15 protein-coding genes are annotated in these 16761 nt (G+C 71.4%); 8 read left to right on the top strand and 7 right to left on the bottom strand.

Annotated features, from left to right (window positions below; all coding sequences use genetic code 11):
• Nucleotides 1-5: 5 nt before the first annotated feature.
• The gene (sucB, locus tag ACFC06_RS26960; RefSeq protein ID WP_375937532.1) at nucleotides 6-1754 is read right to left on the bottom strand and encodes a 2-oxoglutarate dehydrogenase, E2 component, dihydrolipoamide succinyltransferase; all 1749 of its coding nucleotides are present in this window, start codon (nucleotides 1752-1754) and stop codon (nucleotides 6-8) included.
• A 257-nt stretch (nucleotides 1755-2011) separates the two neighbouring features.
• Between sucB and ACFC06_RS26965 the strand changes: the two genes are divergently transcribed.
• Complete coding sequence (locus tag ACFC06_RS26965) at nucleotides 2012-2359, top strand: oxidoreductase (RefSeq protein ID WP_375937535.1); 348 nt, start codon at nucleotides 2012-2014, stop codon at nucleotides 2357-2359.
• On the opposite strand, the gene ACFC06_RS26970 is transcribed toward ACFC06_RS26965, so the two are convergent.
• Complete coding sequence (locus ACFC06_RS26970; protein WP_375937538.1) at nucleotides 2360-3871, bottom strand: leucyl aminopeptidase; 1512 nt, start codon at nucleotides 3869-3871, stop codon at nucleotides 2360-2362.
• A 109-nt stretch (nucleotides 3872-3980) separates the two neighbouring features.
• Here ACFC06_RS26970 and ACFC06_RS26975 point away from each other — a divergent pair, with 109 nt between their 5' ends.
• From ACFC06_RS26975 to ACFC06_RS26990, 4 genes are read left to right on the top strand one after another with little or no spacing between them, the layout of a single operon-like run.
• A complete protein-coding gene (locus tag ACFC06_RS26975; protein ID WP_375937541.1) occupies nucleotides 3981-4772 on the top strand; it encodes a hypothetical protein in 792 nt (263 codons plus the stop codon).
• Nucleotides 4769-5854: a hypothetical protein gene (locus ACFC06_RS26980; protein ID WP_375937544.1), complete on the top strand. Its 1086-nt coding sequence runs from the start codon at nucleotides 4769-4771 to the stop codon at nucleotides 5852-5854. Before ACFC06_RS26975 ends, ACFC06_RS26980 begins: the two co-directional genes overlap by 4 nt.
• Nucleotides 5851-7332 carry a hypothetical protein gene (locus ACFC06_RS26985; RefSeq protein WP_375937547.1) on the top strand — a complete coding sequence of 494 codons (1482 nt, stop codon included), beginning with the start codon at nucleotides 5851-5853 and terminating at the stop codon, nucleotides 7330-7332. The genes ACFC06_RS26980 and ACFC06_RS26985 overlap by 4 nt, the downstream gene beginning before the upstream one ends.
• The gene (locus ACFC06_RS26990) at nucleotides 7329-8633 is read left to right on the top strand and encodes an AAA domain-containing protein (protein ID WP_375937550.1); all 1305 of its coding nucleotides are present in this window, start codon (nucleotides 7329-7331) and stop codon (nucleotides 8631-8633) included. The genes ACFC06_RS26985 and ACFC06_RS26990 overlap by 4 nt, the downstream gene beginning before the upstream one ends.
• 7 nt (nucleotides 8634-8640) lie before the next feature.
• Here the strand turns inward: ACFC06_RS26990 and ACFC06_RS26995 are convergent, their stop codons facing one another.
• The 3 genes from ACFC06_RS26995 to ACFC06_RS27005 form a co-directional block, all read right to left on the bottom strand.
• Nucleotides 8641-10218, bottom strand: a complete 1578-nt coding sequence (locus ACFC06_RS26995) for a protein kinase (protein WP_375937553.1) — start codon at nucleotides 10216-10218, stop codon at nucleotides 8641-8643.
• A gap of 57 nt (nucleotides 10219-10275) precedes the next feature.
• Nucleotides 10276-12231 (bottom strand): GMC family oxidoreductase N-terminal domain-containing protein, encoded by a 1956-nt coding sequence (locus tag ACFC06_RS27000; RefSeq protein ID WP_375937556.1) that lies wholly within the window; start codon nucleotides 12229-12231, stop codon nucleotides 10276-10278.
• Nucleotides 12232-12339: 108 nt separating this feature from the next.
• On the bottom strand, nucleotides 12340-12825 hold the full coding sequence (locus ACFC06_RS27005) for a carboxypeptidase-like regulatory domain-containing protein (protein ID WP_375937559.1): 486 nt from the start codon (nucleotides 12823-12825) through the stop codon (nucleotides 12340-12342).
• Nucleotides 12826-13012: 187 nt separating this feature from the next.
• Here ACFC06_RS27005 and msrA point away from each other — a divergent pair, with 187 nt between their 5' ends.
• Together msrA and ACFC06_RS27015 are read left to right on the top strand one after the other, a co-directional pair.
• Entirely contained in the window at nucleotides 13013-13513 is a 501-nt protein-coding gene (gene msrA, locus ACFC06_RS27010; protein ID WP_375937930.1) for a peptide-methionine (S)-S-oxide reductase MsrA, read from the top strand.
• A 96-nt stretch (nucleotides 13514-13609) separates the two neighbouring features.
• Nucleotides 13610-14590, top strand: coding sequence for a hypothetical protein (locus tag ACFC06_RS27015; protein WP_375937562.1), 981 nt, complete (start codon nucleotides 13610-13612; stop codon nucleotides 14588-14590).
• A 51-nt stretch (nucleotides 14591-14641) separates the two neighbouring features.
• Here ACFC06_RS27015 and ACFC06_RS27020 read toward each other — a convergent pair whose 3' ends face one another.
• Nucleotides 14642-14890, bottom strand: coding sequence for a hypothetical protein (locus ACFC06_RS27020; RefSeq protein WP_375937564.1), 249 nt, complete (start codon nucleotides 14888-14890; stop codon nucleotides 14642-14644).
• 118 nt (nucleotides 14891-15008) lie between these two features.
• Between ACFC06_RS27020 and ACFC06_RS27025 the strand changes: the two genes are divergently transcribed.
• A complete protein-coding gene (locus ACFC06_RS27025) occupies nucleotides 15009-16043 on the top strand; it encodes a hypothetical protein (protein WP_375937566.1) in 1035 nt (344 codons plus the stop codon).
• A 14-nt stretch (nucleotides 16044-16057) separates the two neighbouring features.
• On the opposite strand, the gene ACFC06_RS27030 is transcribed toward ACFC06_RS27025, so the two are convergent.
• A complete protein-coding gene (locus ACFC06_RS27030) occupies nucleotides 16058-16687 on the bottom strand; it encodes a nucleotidyltransferase domain-containing protein (RefSeq protein WP_375937569.1) in 630 nt (209 codons plus the stop codon).
• Nucleotides 16688-16761 lie beyond the last annotated feature (74 nt).

A 16761-nucleotide genomic window follows, 5' to 3' on the forward strand; every position in this document is an offset into this window, starting at 1 on the left:
CCCGGTTACAGGCCGAGATCGGCCTCGAACGCCGAGTCTTCGAGCCGGTTCTTGATGGTGGTGAGGAAGCGGCCCGCGTCGGCACCGTCGATGAGCCGGTGATCGTAGGTCAGCGGCAGGTACACCATCGAGCGCACGCCGATGGACTCGCTACCGGCCTCGTCGGTCACCACCACCGGGCGCTTGACGATCGCGCCGGTGCCGAGCATGGCCGCCTGCGGCGGAACCAGGATCGGGGTGTCGAACAGCGCGCCCTCGGAGCCGATGTTGGTGATGGTGAAGGTGCCACCGGACAGCTCGTCCGGCTTCAGGCCACCGGTGCGGGCGCGGTTGGCGATGTCGGCGATCGCGCGGGCCAGCCCGGCCAGCGACAGGTCGCTGGCGTTGTGGATGACCGGCGAGAGCAGACCCTGCTCGGTGTCGACCGCGATACCCAGGTGCACCGACGCGTGGTAGGTGATCTCCTTGGTGTCCTCGTTGTAGGAGGCGTTCACGTTCGGGTGCACACCGAGGGCCTCGACCACGGCCTTGGCGAAGAACGGCAGGTACGTCAGGTTGACGCCCTCGCGCGACTTGAACGAGGCCTTGGCGAGCTGACGCAGATGCGCGATCTTGGTGACGTCGGCCTCGTGGACCTGGGTCAGCTGCGCGGTGCTCTGCAGCGATTCGCGCGTCTTGGTCGCGGTGATCTGCCGGATCCGGCTGGCCTTCTGCGTGGTGCCGACCAGGCCGGCCAGCTTCGGCGCCGCCGATTCCTTGGCCGCGGGCGCGGCCGGTGCGGCGGCCGGAGCCGACGCGGGGGCGGCGGGGGCCTTGTTCGCCTCGGCGGCGGCGAGCACGTCCTGCTTGCGGATGCGGCCGCCGACACCGGAGCCCGTGATGGTCGACAGGTCGACGTTGTTCTCGTCGGCCAGCTTGCGGACCAGCGGGGTCACGTACGGCGTGCTGCCGTTGGACGAGGCCGCGGGAGCCGGTGCGGGCTTGGCCGCGGGTTCCGGCTTCGGCGCGGGAGCCGCAGCGGGCTTGGGCGCCGCCGCGGCGGGCTCGGGCTTCGGGGCCGGGGCGGGTTCCGGTTCCGGCTCCGGCGCGGGGGCCGGTTCCGGGGCGGGTGCCGCGGCGGCGGGCGAACCGCTGCCGATCACACCCAGCTGACCGCCGACGGCGACGATGTCGTCTTCCTGCGCCGAGATCTCGAGCAGCGTGCCCGCGACGGGCGAGGGGATCTCGGTGTCGACCTTGTCGGTGGACACCTCGAGCAGCGGCTCGTCGACGGCGACGTCGTCACCGACGGCCTTGAGCCAGCGGGTCACGGTGCCCTCGGTGACGGATTCGCCCAGCTCGGGCATCTTCACCGGGGTGCCGGAGGCGGCGGCGGGCGCGGCGGCCGGGGCCTGCTCGGCCGCGGGGGCCGGTGCGGCCGGGGCAGCCTGCTCGGGCTCGGGCTCGGGTTCGGGGGCGGGCTCGGGAGCCTCGGCGGGGGTGGCAGCGGGAGCAGGAGCGGACGCGGCGGCCTCGCCGGCCTCGCTGATCACACCGAGCTCACCGCCGACCTCGACGATGTCGTCTTCCTGGGCGACGATCTTCGACAGCACACCGGCGGTGGGCGACGGGATCTCGGTATCGACTTTGTCGGTGGAGACTTCGAGCAGCGGTTCGTCGACCTCGACCGTGTCTCCTTCCTGCTTCAGCCACCTGGTCACCGTTCCCTCGGTGACGCTCTCACCAAGAGCCGGCATCTGGACGGAGAAGGCCATGTCCTCTGTCTCCTCTGACTGTTAGACGGGTAATACAACAGTGCTTCGACCCCGGCAGACACCCGTCGCGGGTCGCGGCGTTCGTCCACCCCGCCGTCACGGTGAGGCGTCCGGGAATCGTCGGTTTCTTGTTCCGGCAACCATCCTTGCACTCGCTCGCCGACGGCGAAGCGCTGGGCGGCGATACGGGCAGAGCTGGCACCATGGAATGTACGGCGGTGAGCAGAATTCCGCCGAGACGGCGGAGGTCGCTACCGATGGGTTTGCTGGATCGTTTCCGCGGCGGGCGCCGCACGAGCAGGAACGTCGCCCGTGGGTACGCCTCGGAACTCGACGCGCTCGAGCGGTGGGCGCGTGCTCGGCGCGGTGTCGAGGCGTTCGTCGAACCGAAAACCACTGTGACCGATGTCACAGCGGTGTTGGTCGCGGCGGACGGGGAATGGACCCGCCGCATCGTCGGCGAGCGCGGCGCGCGGCGGCTGGCCGGGGTGCTGCGGATCCCGGTCTACGACGTGAACCGCACCGGGTATCCGCAACGGATGCGCGACTACGACGCCCGCCGCCGCATCGAACAGCGGCGGGCCCGCGAAGAACGCGACGAGTGACTACTCCGCGCCGATCTGCTCGATCACGGTGATCAGCGTGCGCACCGGCACCCCGGTGCCGCCCTTGCCGATGTAGCCGAACGGGCCGCCGGTGTTGTAGGCCGGACCGGCCACATCCAGGTGTGCCCACTGCACACCCTCGGGCACGAACTCCTTGAGGAACAGCGCCGCCGAGAGCATGCCGCCCCAGCGGTGCGGCGCGACATTGGCCAGGTCGGCGACCTTGGAGTTGATGTCGGCGCGCAGTTCGGCGGGCATCGGCATGGCCCAGCCGTTCTCGCCGACGGCGCGCGAGGTCGCCGCGACGCGGTCGCGGAACTCCTCGGTGCCCAGCACGCCGGGGGTGCGGGTGCCCAGGGCGACCATCTGGGCGCCGGTGAGGGTGGCCACGTCGATCAGGTAGTCGGGCTCGTCCTCGGCGGCGCGCACGATCGCGTCGGCCAGGATGAGCCTGCCCTCGGCGTCGGTGTTGATGACCTCGACGGTGGTGCCGCCGTACTGGGTGAGCACATCGCCGGGGCGCTGCGCGGTGGCCGAGGGCATGTTCTCGGCCATCGGCACCGTCGCGGTGACGGTGACCGGCAGGCCCAGCCGCGCGGCCAGCAGCACGGTCGCGATGACCGCCGCGGCACCGGCCATGTCGGAGGTCATGTTCTCCATGTTGGCGGCGGGCTTGATCGAGATGCCGCCGGTGTCGAAGGTGATGCCCTTGCCCACCAGCGCGATCTTCTTCGGACCGCCCGCGTAGTGGATGCGCACCAGCCGCGGCGGGCGCGCGGAGCCCTGGCCGACGCCGATGATGCCGCCGTAACCGCCTGCGGCCAGCGCGGTCTCGTCGAGCACCTCGACCTCGAGCCCCGCGGCCTCGGCGAGCACGCGGGCCCGCTCGGCGAACTCGGCCGGATACAGCGCGCTCGGCGGCGTGTTGACGAAATCACGGGCGGTGGCGACGGCCTCGGCCACCAGCTGGGCGCGCAGCAGCTCCAGCACGCCGAATTCCGGTTCGGGCACGAGCAGTTCGACGCGCAGCACCGGCTGCTCGTCGGGCTTGGGCGCGCTCTTGGCCGACTTGAACGCGCTGAAGGTGTAGGCGCCCAGGTAGAAACCCTCGGCGGCGGCGCCGAGGTCGATCCCCGACAGCGTGCTGGCGACCAGTTCGGTGCCTGCCAGCGCACGGCCCGCCACGCCGGCGCTGCGGCGGACCTGCTCGGCGTCGATCTTCTCGGCCGCGCCGAGACCGACGGCGAGCACGCTGGTGACATTGCCCAGCGCCGCGGGCGCGGGCACCCGGGTGAGTTCCTCGGGCTTGCCCTTGGCCCCGACCGCGCCGAGCGCGTCGAGCAGCTCCGCGCGCACCTCGGCGGTGAGCACGTCGCCGAACAGGTCGGCCGGGACGACGGCGGGCCCGTTCTCCGAGGAGGTCAATCCGATCACCAGTACATCGGTATCCGGAGTGATGGTCTCGATACGTGCCAGTTCCGGTCCGAGTGAACGATCTGCAGCAGCGGTCATCGCCCCAGGTTATTCGGTGACCCGCCCCGGTCGCACACTTCGCCTCCGCGCGACGAAAAATACTGGGATTCACTGGACAATACTGGTAGCTGTGGATACGCTCCGTCGCGTGACGGACTCGGCCGAGGAGCTGGAGGCGCGCATCAGCGGATTGCGGGCCGAGGTGCGCCGGGCGGCCGCGTCCGGTGACCGGGTCGCGGCGCGACAGCTGCGGGCGCGGTTGCGTCAGGCCGAAACCGACTGGGACGCCGTGGTTCTCGGCTCGATGCCGGAGGAACCGGAGCAGGTCGAGGCGCCCGGGGTGCCGGTGCGCGAGCACGTGCACCGCGCGCTGACGCTGCTGTCGGTGCCGTCCGCGCCGAAACTGGTGCTGGCCACCCACGACGCGTTCTTCTCCGGGGAGCTGCTGCCCGCGCGGCTCACCAGCCTGCGCCGCGACGAGGAACGCTCCTTCCGCTCGGCGCCGTACGCGCGGCCGTACTATCTGTGCGCCGCGCTCACCACCGATCTGCTGGCGCCCGCGCGCGGGCTGATGGCGGTGAGCTCCTGGCCGCTGGAACGGCGGATGGTCGGACCACTGAGTCCCCGGGTGGCCCTGCTGGTCTCGGCGATCCGGCTGGCCGAACACCTCGCGGCGCAGCCTGCCGCGGAATCGGCGGGCAGGCGCGTACTGTGGCGGCTCGCCGTCTCGATCCCGGGCGTGCGTGGCGCGCCGGACGCGCTCGACCCGGCGACGGTGATCGCGGCGGCACGACGGGAGCTGGCGGTGCACGAGGACGAGGACGCGCGGCAGCGGCGAGCCGCCGCGCACCGGGCGGCCGATCAGCTCGCTGATCCGGCCGCGCAACTATTCGGTGTTCGGCTCGGGGTAGCCGATCGGCGACGGATCGAGGTGAAATGAGCACTCTCGCAGCACAGTTGGACCAGTTGCGCGGCGCGGCGCCCGCGACCAGGCACAATGCCCGCACCATCGCCGCCTTGACGGCCAATCCGGGATGCGCGCGCCGCGCCCTGCTCGACGCGGCCGCGGTGGACAAGACCGCGATCGCCCAGTCCCTGGGGTTCCCACCGCAATTCGGTCAGTCGCAGTTCGCGATCACCCGCGGCAACGCCTTCGAGTCGATGGTCAAGGCCAACGGCTGCGCCGAGCTGCTGGCCCTGCTGCGCGACAAGCTCGGCCTCACGGTGCCCGAGGTCGCCTACCACGACCTGAACTCGGTCGGCGAGAACACCGGCAACGCCGTGCGCTATCAGCGCACCAAGCAGTTGCTGAAGAGCACGATCGAGGCCGGTGACGGCACCCTGTTCGATCACCCGATGCTGCGTCTGGACATCGCCGGTGCCACCGCCTATCTCGAACCCGATGTGGTGGCCGTGCAGCTCGACGGCAAGTTCCACGTGGTCGAGATCAAGGCGTTCCCGGTGATCGACGGGCAGGCCGATCCGGCGCAGGTCGCCGCGGCCGCGCGGCAGTCGGCGGTGTACGTGATCGCGCTGCGCGAGCTGATGAGCGCGATCGGACAGTCACCGGAGCTGGTGTCGCACAATGTGATCCTGGTGTGCGCCAAGGACTTCAGCAACCGGCCGACGGCCGAGCTGGTCGACCTGCGCAAGCAGCTGGCCGTGGTGGGCCGCCAGCTCGCCCGGCTCACCGCGATTCCCGAGCTGCTCGAGCTGTTGCCGCCGGAGGCCACCTTCGCGCCCGGCGACGGCCTGGAGAAGACCGTCGCGGCGATTCCCGCGCGCTACGCGCCCGAGTGCATGTCCAGCTGCGAACTGGCCTTCGCCTGCCGCGACGAGGCGCGCGCCTGCGGTTCGCTGGACGCGCTCGGGCGCGGGGTGTGCGACGAGGTGGGCGGCATCGACAATCTGCACACCGTGCTCGGCCTGGCCGACGGCACCCTGGAACCGGGGCCCGAACACGCCGACATCACCGCCCTGCTGCGCACCGCGCACCGGTTGCGGCTGGAGATCGCCGGATGAGCGTGCTGTCGGCGCTGGCCAAGGCCGAGGCCGTGCGCTCGGGCCGCGCGCAACCGACCGCCGCGGTGCGCCACGTGCACCTGGCCGAGCGGCCGCTGGTCGCCGTTCCGCTGCGGCTGGCCGGGGAGGCCGCCGCGCCGCTGGCGATCATGATCGGCACCGCGCCCGGCGACCAGAACGTGCTCATCGTGCCGCAGCCCCGCGACCGGGTGCTGCGCCTGCGCTTCATCGAGCAGCTCGCCGACATGGTGCTGCCATACCTGGCCTCGTTCCTGAGCGATGTCGAGGAACTGACCAGCAAGGCGGGGGAGACCTACACCCGCGCCCTGGACGCCCCGCAGCTGTGGACACCCAATCCCGGCGGCCAGAACTTCCTGAAACTGCTGGGCCGGTCGGTGCGTTTCCACCGCACCGACGGCGACAACCCGGTCCCGCCCGCCGTGCCGCTGCTGGGCCGCTGGCTCACCTGGTTCGGTGACCGCGCCGAGCACCCCGGCTCGGCGGTACTGCCCGCGCTGACCTCGGTGCTCGCCGCGCACTGGGCCTCGGGCCAATCCGCGCTCGAGGACGGCAATCTCGCCGCGCTGCTGGGCTGGATCGACCCGCCGCGCGGGCTCACCGGCGCCGAAGCCGCCGCCCTGGCCGAGGACCCCCTGCGCTCGCCGCCCGCCGGTCCGGCCACCGATCCCGGCTTCGACAACGAGGAACTGGCCCCGCTGATCGCCGCCTACAACGCCGCGGCCGAAGACACGGCCCGCTCGGTGGCGGCCGAACGGCTGGAACGGTCGCTGCGCGGTCAGCTCGAACCCACCTGGCGGCTCATGTGGCGCGGGATCGAACTGTTGCGCGCCCTGCCCGAGGGCGCCAGCGTGGACACGCGCTGGACCGACGACCGCGGCGCCTTCTCCTATTTCGCCGCCGAACTGGCCGAGGGCACACCGCAGTCGCGGCGCGACCCGGCGGTGCGGGCGGTACGCAAACTGCTGCAACGCGAACGCGCGCTGGAGGCTCTGCAAGCCCAGTGCGCCTTCGACGACCCGCTGCTCATGCTCGAACACCGCGTCTCCGGCGCCGCCTTCCGCGGCACCGTGGTGCACAGCGAACCCGAACGGCTCGACCGCTCCGGTGCCCGCCCGAAACTGCGCCCGCACATCCACATCCGCACATCCGATCCGTTCGCGGCGGTGCTCGGCGAGGAGCTGACCTGTGTGGAACGGCCGAAGCAGTCGGGGGTGGTCGTCGAGATCGACGGTGACACCCTGGTTCTCGAACTCTCCGGCGGCATGGGCCGCAAGCTCGTCCCCGAGCCGGGCAGTGTGCCCGACACCGAGGACGAACTCGGCTTCGCGCGTTTCACGCCGACGCCGTTCACCGGCCAGCTGAATCTGCCCGCGCGCGAGGACACCCCGTGGACCCACGGCGGCCCGCCGCCGGAATACGCGCCCGACGCCACCGACGACGGGGAGGACCCGCTGTGACCAGCCCGGACCAGGCCGTGGCCGACATCCTCACCGATCTGCGCGACCCGAGCCACCGCGCGCTGGTGGTCGACTCCCCGCCCGGGGCGGGCAAGTCCACGCTGGTGGTGCGCGCGGCCCGGCAGCTCGCCGAGGACGACGAGCAGCGGATGATCGTGGCGCAGACCAACGAACAGGTCGACGACCTCATCGACCGGCTCGCCGCCGCCGACCCGGCCCTGCGCATCGGCCGGTTGTCGAGCGCGGCCTACGTCGTGAGCGATCGGGTGGACCAGCACGGCAATGTCCGCGTCGCCACCAAACCCGGCGATCTGGCCGACCGTGTCATCGTGATCGGCACCGCGGCCAAGTGGGCCACCGTCACCGAGGGCAGCTGGTCGCACGCCATCATCGACGAGGCGTATCAGATGCGGTCGGACATGCTGCTGCGCATCGCGAATCGCTTCGATCGCGGGCTGTTCGTGGGCGATCCCGGCCAGCTCGACCCGTTCGCCACCGTCGAGACCGCGCGCTGGGCGGGCCTGACCTGGGACCCGACCATGAGCGCGGTGAGCGTGATGCTGGCCAACAACGACAACATCCCCACCCACCGGCTGCCGGTCTCCTGGCGCCTGCCCGCCACCGCCGCGCCGGTGGTGTCGAAGGCGTTCTACCCCTTCACCGAATTCGAGTCCGGCACCGGATTGGGCGATCGCCGCATGGAGTTCGGCACGCGCGGGCTCGGCGGCCCGATCGACGCGGTGCTCGAGGAGGCGGCGGCCACCGGCTGGGGCTGGTACGAACTCCCGGCCCGGCACACGCTGCGCACCGACCGCGAGGCGGTGCAGGCCATCGCCGATATCGCCGCCCGGCTGATCGAACGCGGCGCCACCGCGCATTCCGAGGCGGGCAGCAGGCCGGTCACCGTCGAGCGGGTGGCGGTGGGCACCGCGCATCGCGACCAGGCCGACGCCGTGCGCGCGGCCCTGCGTGGGACCGCGGCCGAGCCGGTCACCGTCGACACCGCCAACCGGCTGCAAGGCCGCGAGTACGACGTCACCCTCGTGCTGCACCCACTGTCCGGACGGCGCGACGCGAGCGCCTTCCATCTGGAGGCCGGGCGGTTGTGCGTGCTGGCCTCCCGGCACCGGCACGCGTGCATCGTGGTGGGGCGCGCGGGAATTCCCGAACTGCTCGACGCGCACCCCTCGGCCGAGCCGGTGCACCTGGGGGTGCCGGTGAAGTTCCCGGACGGGTGGGAGGCCAATCAGGCCGTGCTGAGTCATCTGGCGCAGCACCGGGTGCGCGCGGCCGTGCACTGAGCGGCGGTCAGTAGCGCGGCTGGTCGAGCCAGCGCTCGGTGCCCTTGGAGCGGGCGGCCAGGATGGTGCAGGCGGGCAGGATCGCGACGCAGAGCCCGGCGATGATCCAGCTGGAGTCCCCGTCGACCAGGCTCATGCCCGCCATGACGAACGCGAACAACAGGACGAGGGTCGCACCGAGCAGTGCGAAGGTCCGGCCCGCTCCGCGGCGCATGAACAGCGCGACCGCACCCACGAAGGACATGATCGCGGGTGGCACCAGCAGGACCACCGCGCCGATCGTGAACCACAGATCCTCGGTGTAGGTCATCGCGTTGTGGCCGCGGTAGCCGGTGTCGCTCGGTTGCATGGTCATCAGATGCCCCACCATCGCGAGGCCGACGTAGCCGCTGGCCACGGCGATCACGAGGGAGAGTACGGCGGCCGTCTTGGCATCGCCGCCGGGCACTTTCGGGACCGGTGCGTAGCCGGGTCGGGCGGGGTACCCGGGTGGTGCGGCGTACCCAGCGACCGGCCGCGGCGCATGACCACCGCCAGGAGCGTGCTGTGCGTAGCCCGGCGCCGGCACCTGGCCGCCGGGCGGCGTGTGGCCGGGCTGCTGGGCGTAGCCCGGCGGCATCATGTGTCCGCCGGACGGGGTGAGGCCCGGTTGCTGGGCGTAGCCGTGCGGCATCGCATGTCCGTCGGCGGAGGTGTGTCCGGCCGGTGCCGCGTAGCCCGCGGCCGGTGTGTGGCCCGGTGTCGATGCGGGGAACGTGTTGTGCAGCAGCGCTTCCCGTGCTGCGGTGACGAACTCGCGGCAGTCGGCGAAGCGGTCTTCACGGCGTTTGGCCATCGCCCGCGCGAGCACCACGTCCAGTGCCGCGGGCAGGCCGGGGCGCACTCCGCTCAGCGGCGGCACCGGCTGGGAGAGGTGACCGGCGATCACCTGGGCCGGATTGGTGGCCGGGAACGGGGGCTGCCCGGCCAGCAGCATGTACAGGGTGCAGGCCAGCGAGTACTGGTCACCGCGCGCGTCGACCACCTCGCCGGAGAGCTGTTCGGGGGAGGCGTAGGCCAGGGTGGCGGTGAAGGTGCCGGTGGCGGTGAGCTTGGTGTCGGCCTCGACCAGGCGGGCGATCCCGAAATCGGTGAGCAGGGCCCGTGATTCGGCGCCCTCGGCGGCGGTGATGAGAATGTTGGCCGGTTTCACGTCGCGGTGCAGGACCCCGTGCCGGTGCGCGTAGTCCAGCGCCTCGGCGGTCTCGGACACGTAGCGCAGCACCTGCTCGGGCGGGGTTCGCGGGTCGAGCCGGGTCGCGTCGGCGCCCTCGACGAAGCGCATGGAGATCCACAGGTGCCCGTCGTGGGTGCCGCGGTCGTAGACGCCGACGATGCCCGGATGGTCCAGGCCCGCGACGATATCGGCCTCCTGCTCGAAGCGGCGGCGCAGTTCCGCGTCGTCGGAGACCGCCCGGTTCAGCAGTTTCAGCGCGACGGTGCGCGGCAGTCGCGGATGCCGGGCCCGGTAGACCGTGCCCATCCCGCCCTGCCCGAGCGTGCCCTCGATGCGATAGCCGGCGAAGGTGTCCTCCACTGCGGTCACCGGGCTCCCCTCCCTGTTTCCGTGCACGTGACTCCGGCAGCCTAGCCGGTCACCCCGTCAGCGCAGCCGTGCCGCCAGCCGGTGGGCGTTCATGTAGCCGATCGCCTCGATGGTGACCATCGGGTTCACACCCGGTGCGGTGGGGAAGCTGGAGCCGTCGGCCACCACGATGTTGGGCACCTCCCAGGTGGCGCCGTCGGGGTCGGTGGCCGACAGGGCCGCGCTGCCGCCCATCCGCGCCGACCCCATGATGTGCAGGGCGCCCATCGCGCAGCGGCCCGGCCCGTATCCGGCCCGTTCGCACGCGGCGCCGAACTCCGCGAGCGAACCGCGCGCCCCGGGTTCGAACGAGACGCCCGCCTGGTGGCCCGAGGAGATCCGGCGCGCGCCCGCGGCTTCCAGGATCGAGGCCGCGCCGACGATGCCGGTGTGCAGGTGGGCGGCGTCGTAGCGCGAGAGGCGGTATCTCACCACCGGTTCGCCGTCGCGGCCGACGGTGACGCTGCCGGAATCGCGATCACGGGTGATCACCCCGATGGAATCGGTGCGGGCGAAGTCCAGCAGGGCCGCGCGATGCCGCTCGGCGCCGCGCCAGTTCATGAAGCCGGTGGCCAGGCCGGGATGCATCGGACCGGTCTCGTAGATGACGCCGTATCCGTGGCCGTCGAGGTCGGCGTGCTGCCTGCTGATCCGCCCCTGCAGCGCCCCCTCCCACGGCCGGATCTCCTCCTCGAACACACCGAACACCGCCGCCGCCGGATGCAGTCGAAGATGCCGTCCGATGTTCTCGTTGCGCAGCCCGGAGCGGCGCAGCAGCGCCGGGGTCTGGATCGCGCCCGCGGCGACGACCACCGCGCGGGCCCGCACGGTGAGCTCGACACCCGCGCCGGTGCGCGCGGTCACCGCGTCGGCCTTGCCCGCGGTGACGCTGATCGCGCGGACCTCGGCGTCGACCACCAGCCGGGCGCCGTGTGCCGCCGCGTCGGCCAGCCAGGTCTTGACCGTCGACTGCTTGGCACCCACCCGGCAGCCGTAACCACAACGGCCGCACTCGATCCCGGCATCGCAGGCGTCGCCGACATTGCGCGGCAGGGTGCCGACATCCCAGCCCAGCGCCCGGGCGCCGCGTTCGAGCACCCCGTCGCGCGCCGAGAGCGGCGACTTGCGCTCGGTGACACCGAGACGCCGCCGCACCGCGGTGAGCGCGTCACCGAACTCGTCGGTGGCGAACTGCGGGACGCCCGCGTCGGCCCATTCCGCGCGCACCCGCTCCGGCGTCGGCAGCGAGGTGGTCCAGTTGACGACGGTGCCCCCGCCCAGGCAGCTGCCAGCCACCAGCGTGAGCTGCCCCTCCGCCGTCGAGGGTGGGCCGGGCGCGTAGAGACTGGTCAGGGCGGCGAGCTCGCCGTCACCGAAGTCGCGGTCGTCGTAGTAGCCGCCGCGTTCCAGGACCACCACGTCCAGACCCGCCTCGGCCAGCACCGCCGCCGCGGCACCACCTCCGGCGCCGGACCCGACCACGACGACATCGCAGTCCAGGGTGGTCGGCGCGGTGAACCGCCGCGGGCTGAGCGCGGGAGCGGCGGCGTTCGGCAGCCGGCCCGGCGGCGGCGGATAGCCGATCTGCTTCCAGAGCGGATTCTCGCCGGTCGGACCCGGGGTGATGTTGTAGGCCAGCAGCGCGGCCTGCTCGAGCGCCCGGAAGATCGCGCGCGCCGGGGCCAGCCGGGAATCGCCGAGGCGCAGCAGGGCGGCCTCGCGCCGCTCCTGCGACAGCGAGGAGAACCGGCGCGGCCCGCTGCCGGTGAGCAGGCCGGTGAGCGGGGAGTCCCACAGGCTCAGCAGCAGGGCGAGCTGCTTGCGGTCGGCTTCGCGGGGGTTGCGGCGCAGGATCTCGACGATGGTGTCGACGACGCCGAGCTCGGTCGCGGCGGGGAGCCCGAGGCCGTCACCGGGGAGGAACGTGTCGCAGATCGTGCCCAGTGCGGCCCGTTGTCCGGCTGTCAGCTCCATGCGGAAACCACCCTTCCACTTCTGGGTGATTTGTATCACGGCGGTTCGGGTCCCGCTGGGAGTCAACGGTTTCGGGGCCGGAGCACGCCCGGCCCCGAAACCGCGCGCTCAATCCACGGTCGCTGGGATGAAATCCTCGGTGCCCGCGGTGAACTGCAGGGTCTTGCGGGTCGACACGGTGAGGTCGATCTCGGCCGAGGAGATCGACCGGACCGCCACCTCGCTGGCATAGGCGGTGACCTGGTAGCGGCCGGGTTGCAGGGCACGGAAGCTGACCTGCCCGTCGGACCCGGTGGTCAGCCGCCGGTGGATGGTGTCGCCGCAGGAGTCGAAGCCGGTGAGCACCACCTTGCCGCCGGGGACCGGACGCCGCGAGTCCGAGGTGATCAGCACCGCGTCGATCTGGCCGACGGCGGTCGGGCTGGGTGCGCGGGCCTGGAGGTCGTCCTGGCGGGGCTGGCCGGGTAGCGCGCAGGCCGATTTCTGCGCGGCCGAGTCGTCGTGGCCGGGATGCGCGTGCGCGACCCCCGTCCCGATCGATACTGCCGCCAGTAGGCCGATCGCCGAACTCCGGATGATGCCGAACCGTGGCATGGCGCCGTTTTCCTCCTTTTCCTCGGTGACACCGGGTACGCGTGGACACGCGCGAGGTAACGCTCGGGCGGCAACCTTACTGCCGGGAATTTTCCGGGGGTCATCGGGAGTTCTCCAGGAGACGGTTGTGGCCGAAGTCCGCCGACCGCGCCGCTCTCACCGAGGAGGAGACGTGACCGAAACCCGTATGGCGATTCTGGCCGGTGGTTGTTTCTGGGGAATGCAGGAGCTGATCCGCAGGCAACCGGGCGTGCTCACGACCCGGGTCGGCTATACCGGTGGACGCAATGATCACCCCACCTACCGCAACCATCCCGGGCACGCGGAAGCGGTCGAGATCGTCTACGACCCGGCCGTCACCGATTACCGGGCGCTGCTCGAGTTCCTCTTCCAGATCCACGACCCCACCACCCGGGACCGGCAGGGCAACGACATCGGTTCGAGTTATCGATCGGCCATCTTCTATCTCGACGAGGACCAGCGCCGGATCGCCCTGGACACCATCGCCGATGTCGACGCGTCGGGGCTGTGGCCGGGCAAGGTCGTCACCGAGGTGACCCCGGCCAGCACCTTCTGGGACGCCGAGCCCGAACACCAGGACTACCTGCGGCGCTACCCCGACGGATACACCTGCCACTTCCCGCGCCCGGGCTGGAAACTGCCCAAGCGGGAAAACGCCGGGAACTGACTCGCCGCGCCCACTCATATCCATATGCCATGATCGGCGGTGTCTGCTCATAAATAGGCGGCCGCGGCCGTCCAGTCGATGAGGGGTGCGATTCGAATGACGTATGGCCAGCAGCAACCCGGCTATCCACCGGCCGGGCCGAAACTCGGCGTCGGCGACGCGATCGGATACGGGTGGAACAAATTCAAGGACAACGCGGTGGTGTGGGTGGCCATCGTGCTGGTCGCCGTCTTGATCCAGGTGGCGCTGAATTTCGTGTTCGGCGTCGGCAACACCGATACCGACAGTGACGGCGCCGTCGTCATCGGGTTCGGGATCTGGCAGCTGATCGGCACCGTCGTGACCACGATCGTCGGCTACCTGATCTCGGCGGCGCTGGTGCGCGGAGCCCTGCACGAAACCGACGGGCGTAAACCGGCATTCGGTGATTTCTTCCAGTTCAGCAAAGTCGGTGTGATCATTCTGGCCGGTCTGCTGGTCGGTCTGGCGACCGGTATCGGTCTGCTGCTGTGCATTCTGCCGGGTATCGTCGTCGCGTTCTTCACCTGGTGGACCATGCAATTCGTGATCGACCGGGATCAGGACGCGGTCACCGCGATCAAATCCAGTTTCTCGGCGATCTCGGGCAACGCGGGCCCGCTGCTGTTGCTGGCGCTGGCCCTGTTCGGCATCAATGTGCTGGGCGCGATCCCGTGTGGTCTGGGCCTGCTGGTGACGATCCCGCTGACGATCATCGCCTCGACCTACGCCTACCGCGTGGTCACCGGTGGGCCGGTGGCGGGCGCGGCGGCCACGCCGGAGCCGGGGTATCCGCAGCAGTACGGCGGTCCCGAGGGCGGATTCGGTGGTCAGCCGGGGTACCCCGGCGCCGCGGGCGGTCCCGGATACGGTGCGCCGGGTTACGGCGGCCCGGCCGAGGGCGGCCAGGGATATGGCGGCCCCGGGTACGGTGCTCCGGGCGGTGGCCAAGGCTACGGCGGGCCCGGCGGTGGCGGCCAGGGTTACGGCGGGCCGGAGTCGGGTCCGGATCTGGGCAAGCCGGGTGACCCGGGGCAGGGTGGTCCCGAGAACCGCTGACGGACAACGGAGAAGGGGCGTGCGATTGCTCGCACGCCCCTTCTTCATGCCCTACTCGCAGCCGTATCCGTCGCCGTCGCGGTCCAGGCCGTACTCGTCGGGGCCGATGACCCGGACCGGGCCGGTGTAGACGGGGCCGTTGCCGCTGCCGCCCTCGCAGTCGACATCGCTGACGATCGGCAGGCAGGGGGTGTACGAGCTGTGGCAGTTCGAGGGCTGCGCGGTGGCCACGGCCGGGGCCGCGATCGCGAAGGCGAAGGCCGCGGCGGCGGCAGCGGCGAGGGTGACAGCGAGTTTCATGGTGCTCCGTTCAGTTGTACAGCGGGGCACAGTGTTTCACGGGTGGTCGATTTGCCGGAAATCTGCGGATCGGTACCTGTCGGTAAACTGGGTGGTTCGTTGTCACGGGGGAGGAATCATGCGGGAGAGATGGCGTCGGTGGTCGTGGCGGATGCGCGTGGCGGTGGTGCTCGGCATCGTGGTCGCGGTCGTGTTCGCGCCGGTCGTGGGCGTATTGGGCGCGCTGCTCGCGCACAATATCGGTGAGCAGTCCGAGCAGGCGCGCACCCGGGGGCGCGACGCGGTCTGGCTCGGGCACGCATGGGTGGACGGCCGCAAATCCGAGGCCGATGTCGCCGCGCTGGCGAAGTTGCTGGCGGGCACCGGCATCCGGGATCTGTATGTCCACACCGGGCCGCTGGAGCACGACGGGAGCCTGCGCGACGAGCTGGCGCCGCGGGCCCGGTGGTTCGTCGAGGCCGTGCACGCCACACTGCCCGGCATCCGGGTGCAGTCCTGGCTCGGTGATGTCGTGCAGCCCGAATTCGACGGGCTCGATGTGGAATCGGCGGCCTCGCGCGAGCGCGTCGTCGCCTCGGCCCGCCGTGTGCTGGAGTACGGCTTCGACGGTGTGCACTACGACCTCGAACCGGTGCGTTCCGGCTCACCGGGTTTCCTCGCCCTGCTCGACGCGACCCGCGCGGTGACCGCCGCCGCCCGGGTACCGCTGTCGGTCTCGGCGCCGGTGATCGACCCGCTGCCGGGCCTGCATTCGGTCGGCTTGGCCGTGGCCGACCACGGAAAATGGTGGAGCCAGGCCTATTTCGCCGATGTCGCCCGTCGTGTCGACCAGGTGGCGGTGATGTCCTACGACACGGCCATGCCCACCCGAGCGCTCTACAGCGGGTATGTCGCCCAGCAGACCGCGCTGGCCGCCGAGGTGACACCCGCCGAGGTCGATCTGCTGATGGGTGCGCCTGCGTTCTGGGCCGACGACCCCGGTCATCACGGTTCGGCCGAGACGGTGGCCGCGGCGGTGCGGGGTATCCGGCTGGGTCTGACCCGCGCGGAGGTCGGCCGCGGTGCGTTCGGTGTCGCGCTGTACGTGGATTTCGCCGCCACGGAACAGGATTGGGCGGACTATCGGCACGACTGGTGCAGGTTGGCGAGCTGACGGGTCCGCTGGGTTCAGGCGGCGGTGCGGGTGAGCCAGGGGTGGGCCGGGTGCGCGGTGGTGAGCCAGGATGTCAGGCGGGCGCGGTGGGGGTCGGGGAGCAGGGGGAGGATGCGGTCGAAGTCGGCGTCGTCCTTGGGGCGCGCGGCTTTCGCCTTGAAGAGCAGGACGGCCTCGGGGATCACGTACGGGATGCCGGTCGGGGTGGTGTGCACGAGGTCGGTGTAGGGCAGGGTGATGGCGGGATGGCGGCGGCAGATCCACGTGCCGCCGTCGTGGGGTTCGCGGAAGACATCGAGGTGGTAGGTGCCGGTGTAGGGGTCGCGCAACCAGGTCTGGTGCAGGTCCGGGTGGTCGGCGGCCCTGGCGTAGGGCCAGACGCGGCCGTCGCCGACGACATCCCACTCGTACTCGGGAAAGGCCGCGGCGACCTGCGGGAACTCCGCGCGGGGAACCGTGATCTCGATATCGGCGTGCGCCCGCGAGATCGACCCGGCGAACAGATCCAGCGCCCAGCCACCCGCCACCGCCCACGGCGCGGTACAGCCGCTCAGCCGCGCCGCCACCACGCTGGGCGTCCACGCGTCCCACCGCTGGTCGGCCTCGGCCGCGCTGATCGAACGTCCACCATCGGGAGCCCTCATCCGTCCATGATGTGCCCGGAGCCCGGGCCGGTCGGTGTGGTTGTGATCAATGGTGACGCAGGTGAGACGGGTTC

Origin of the sequence: Nocardia sp. NPDC056064 (assembly GCF_042266925.1) — a bacterium.
Classification (GTDB): Bacteria; Actinomycetota; Actinomycetes; order Mycobacteriales; family Mycobacteriaceae; genus Nocardia.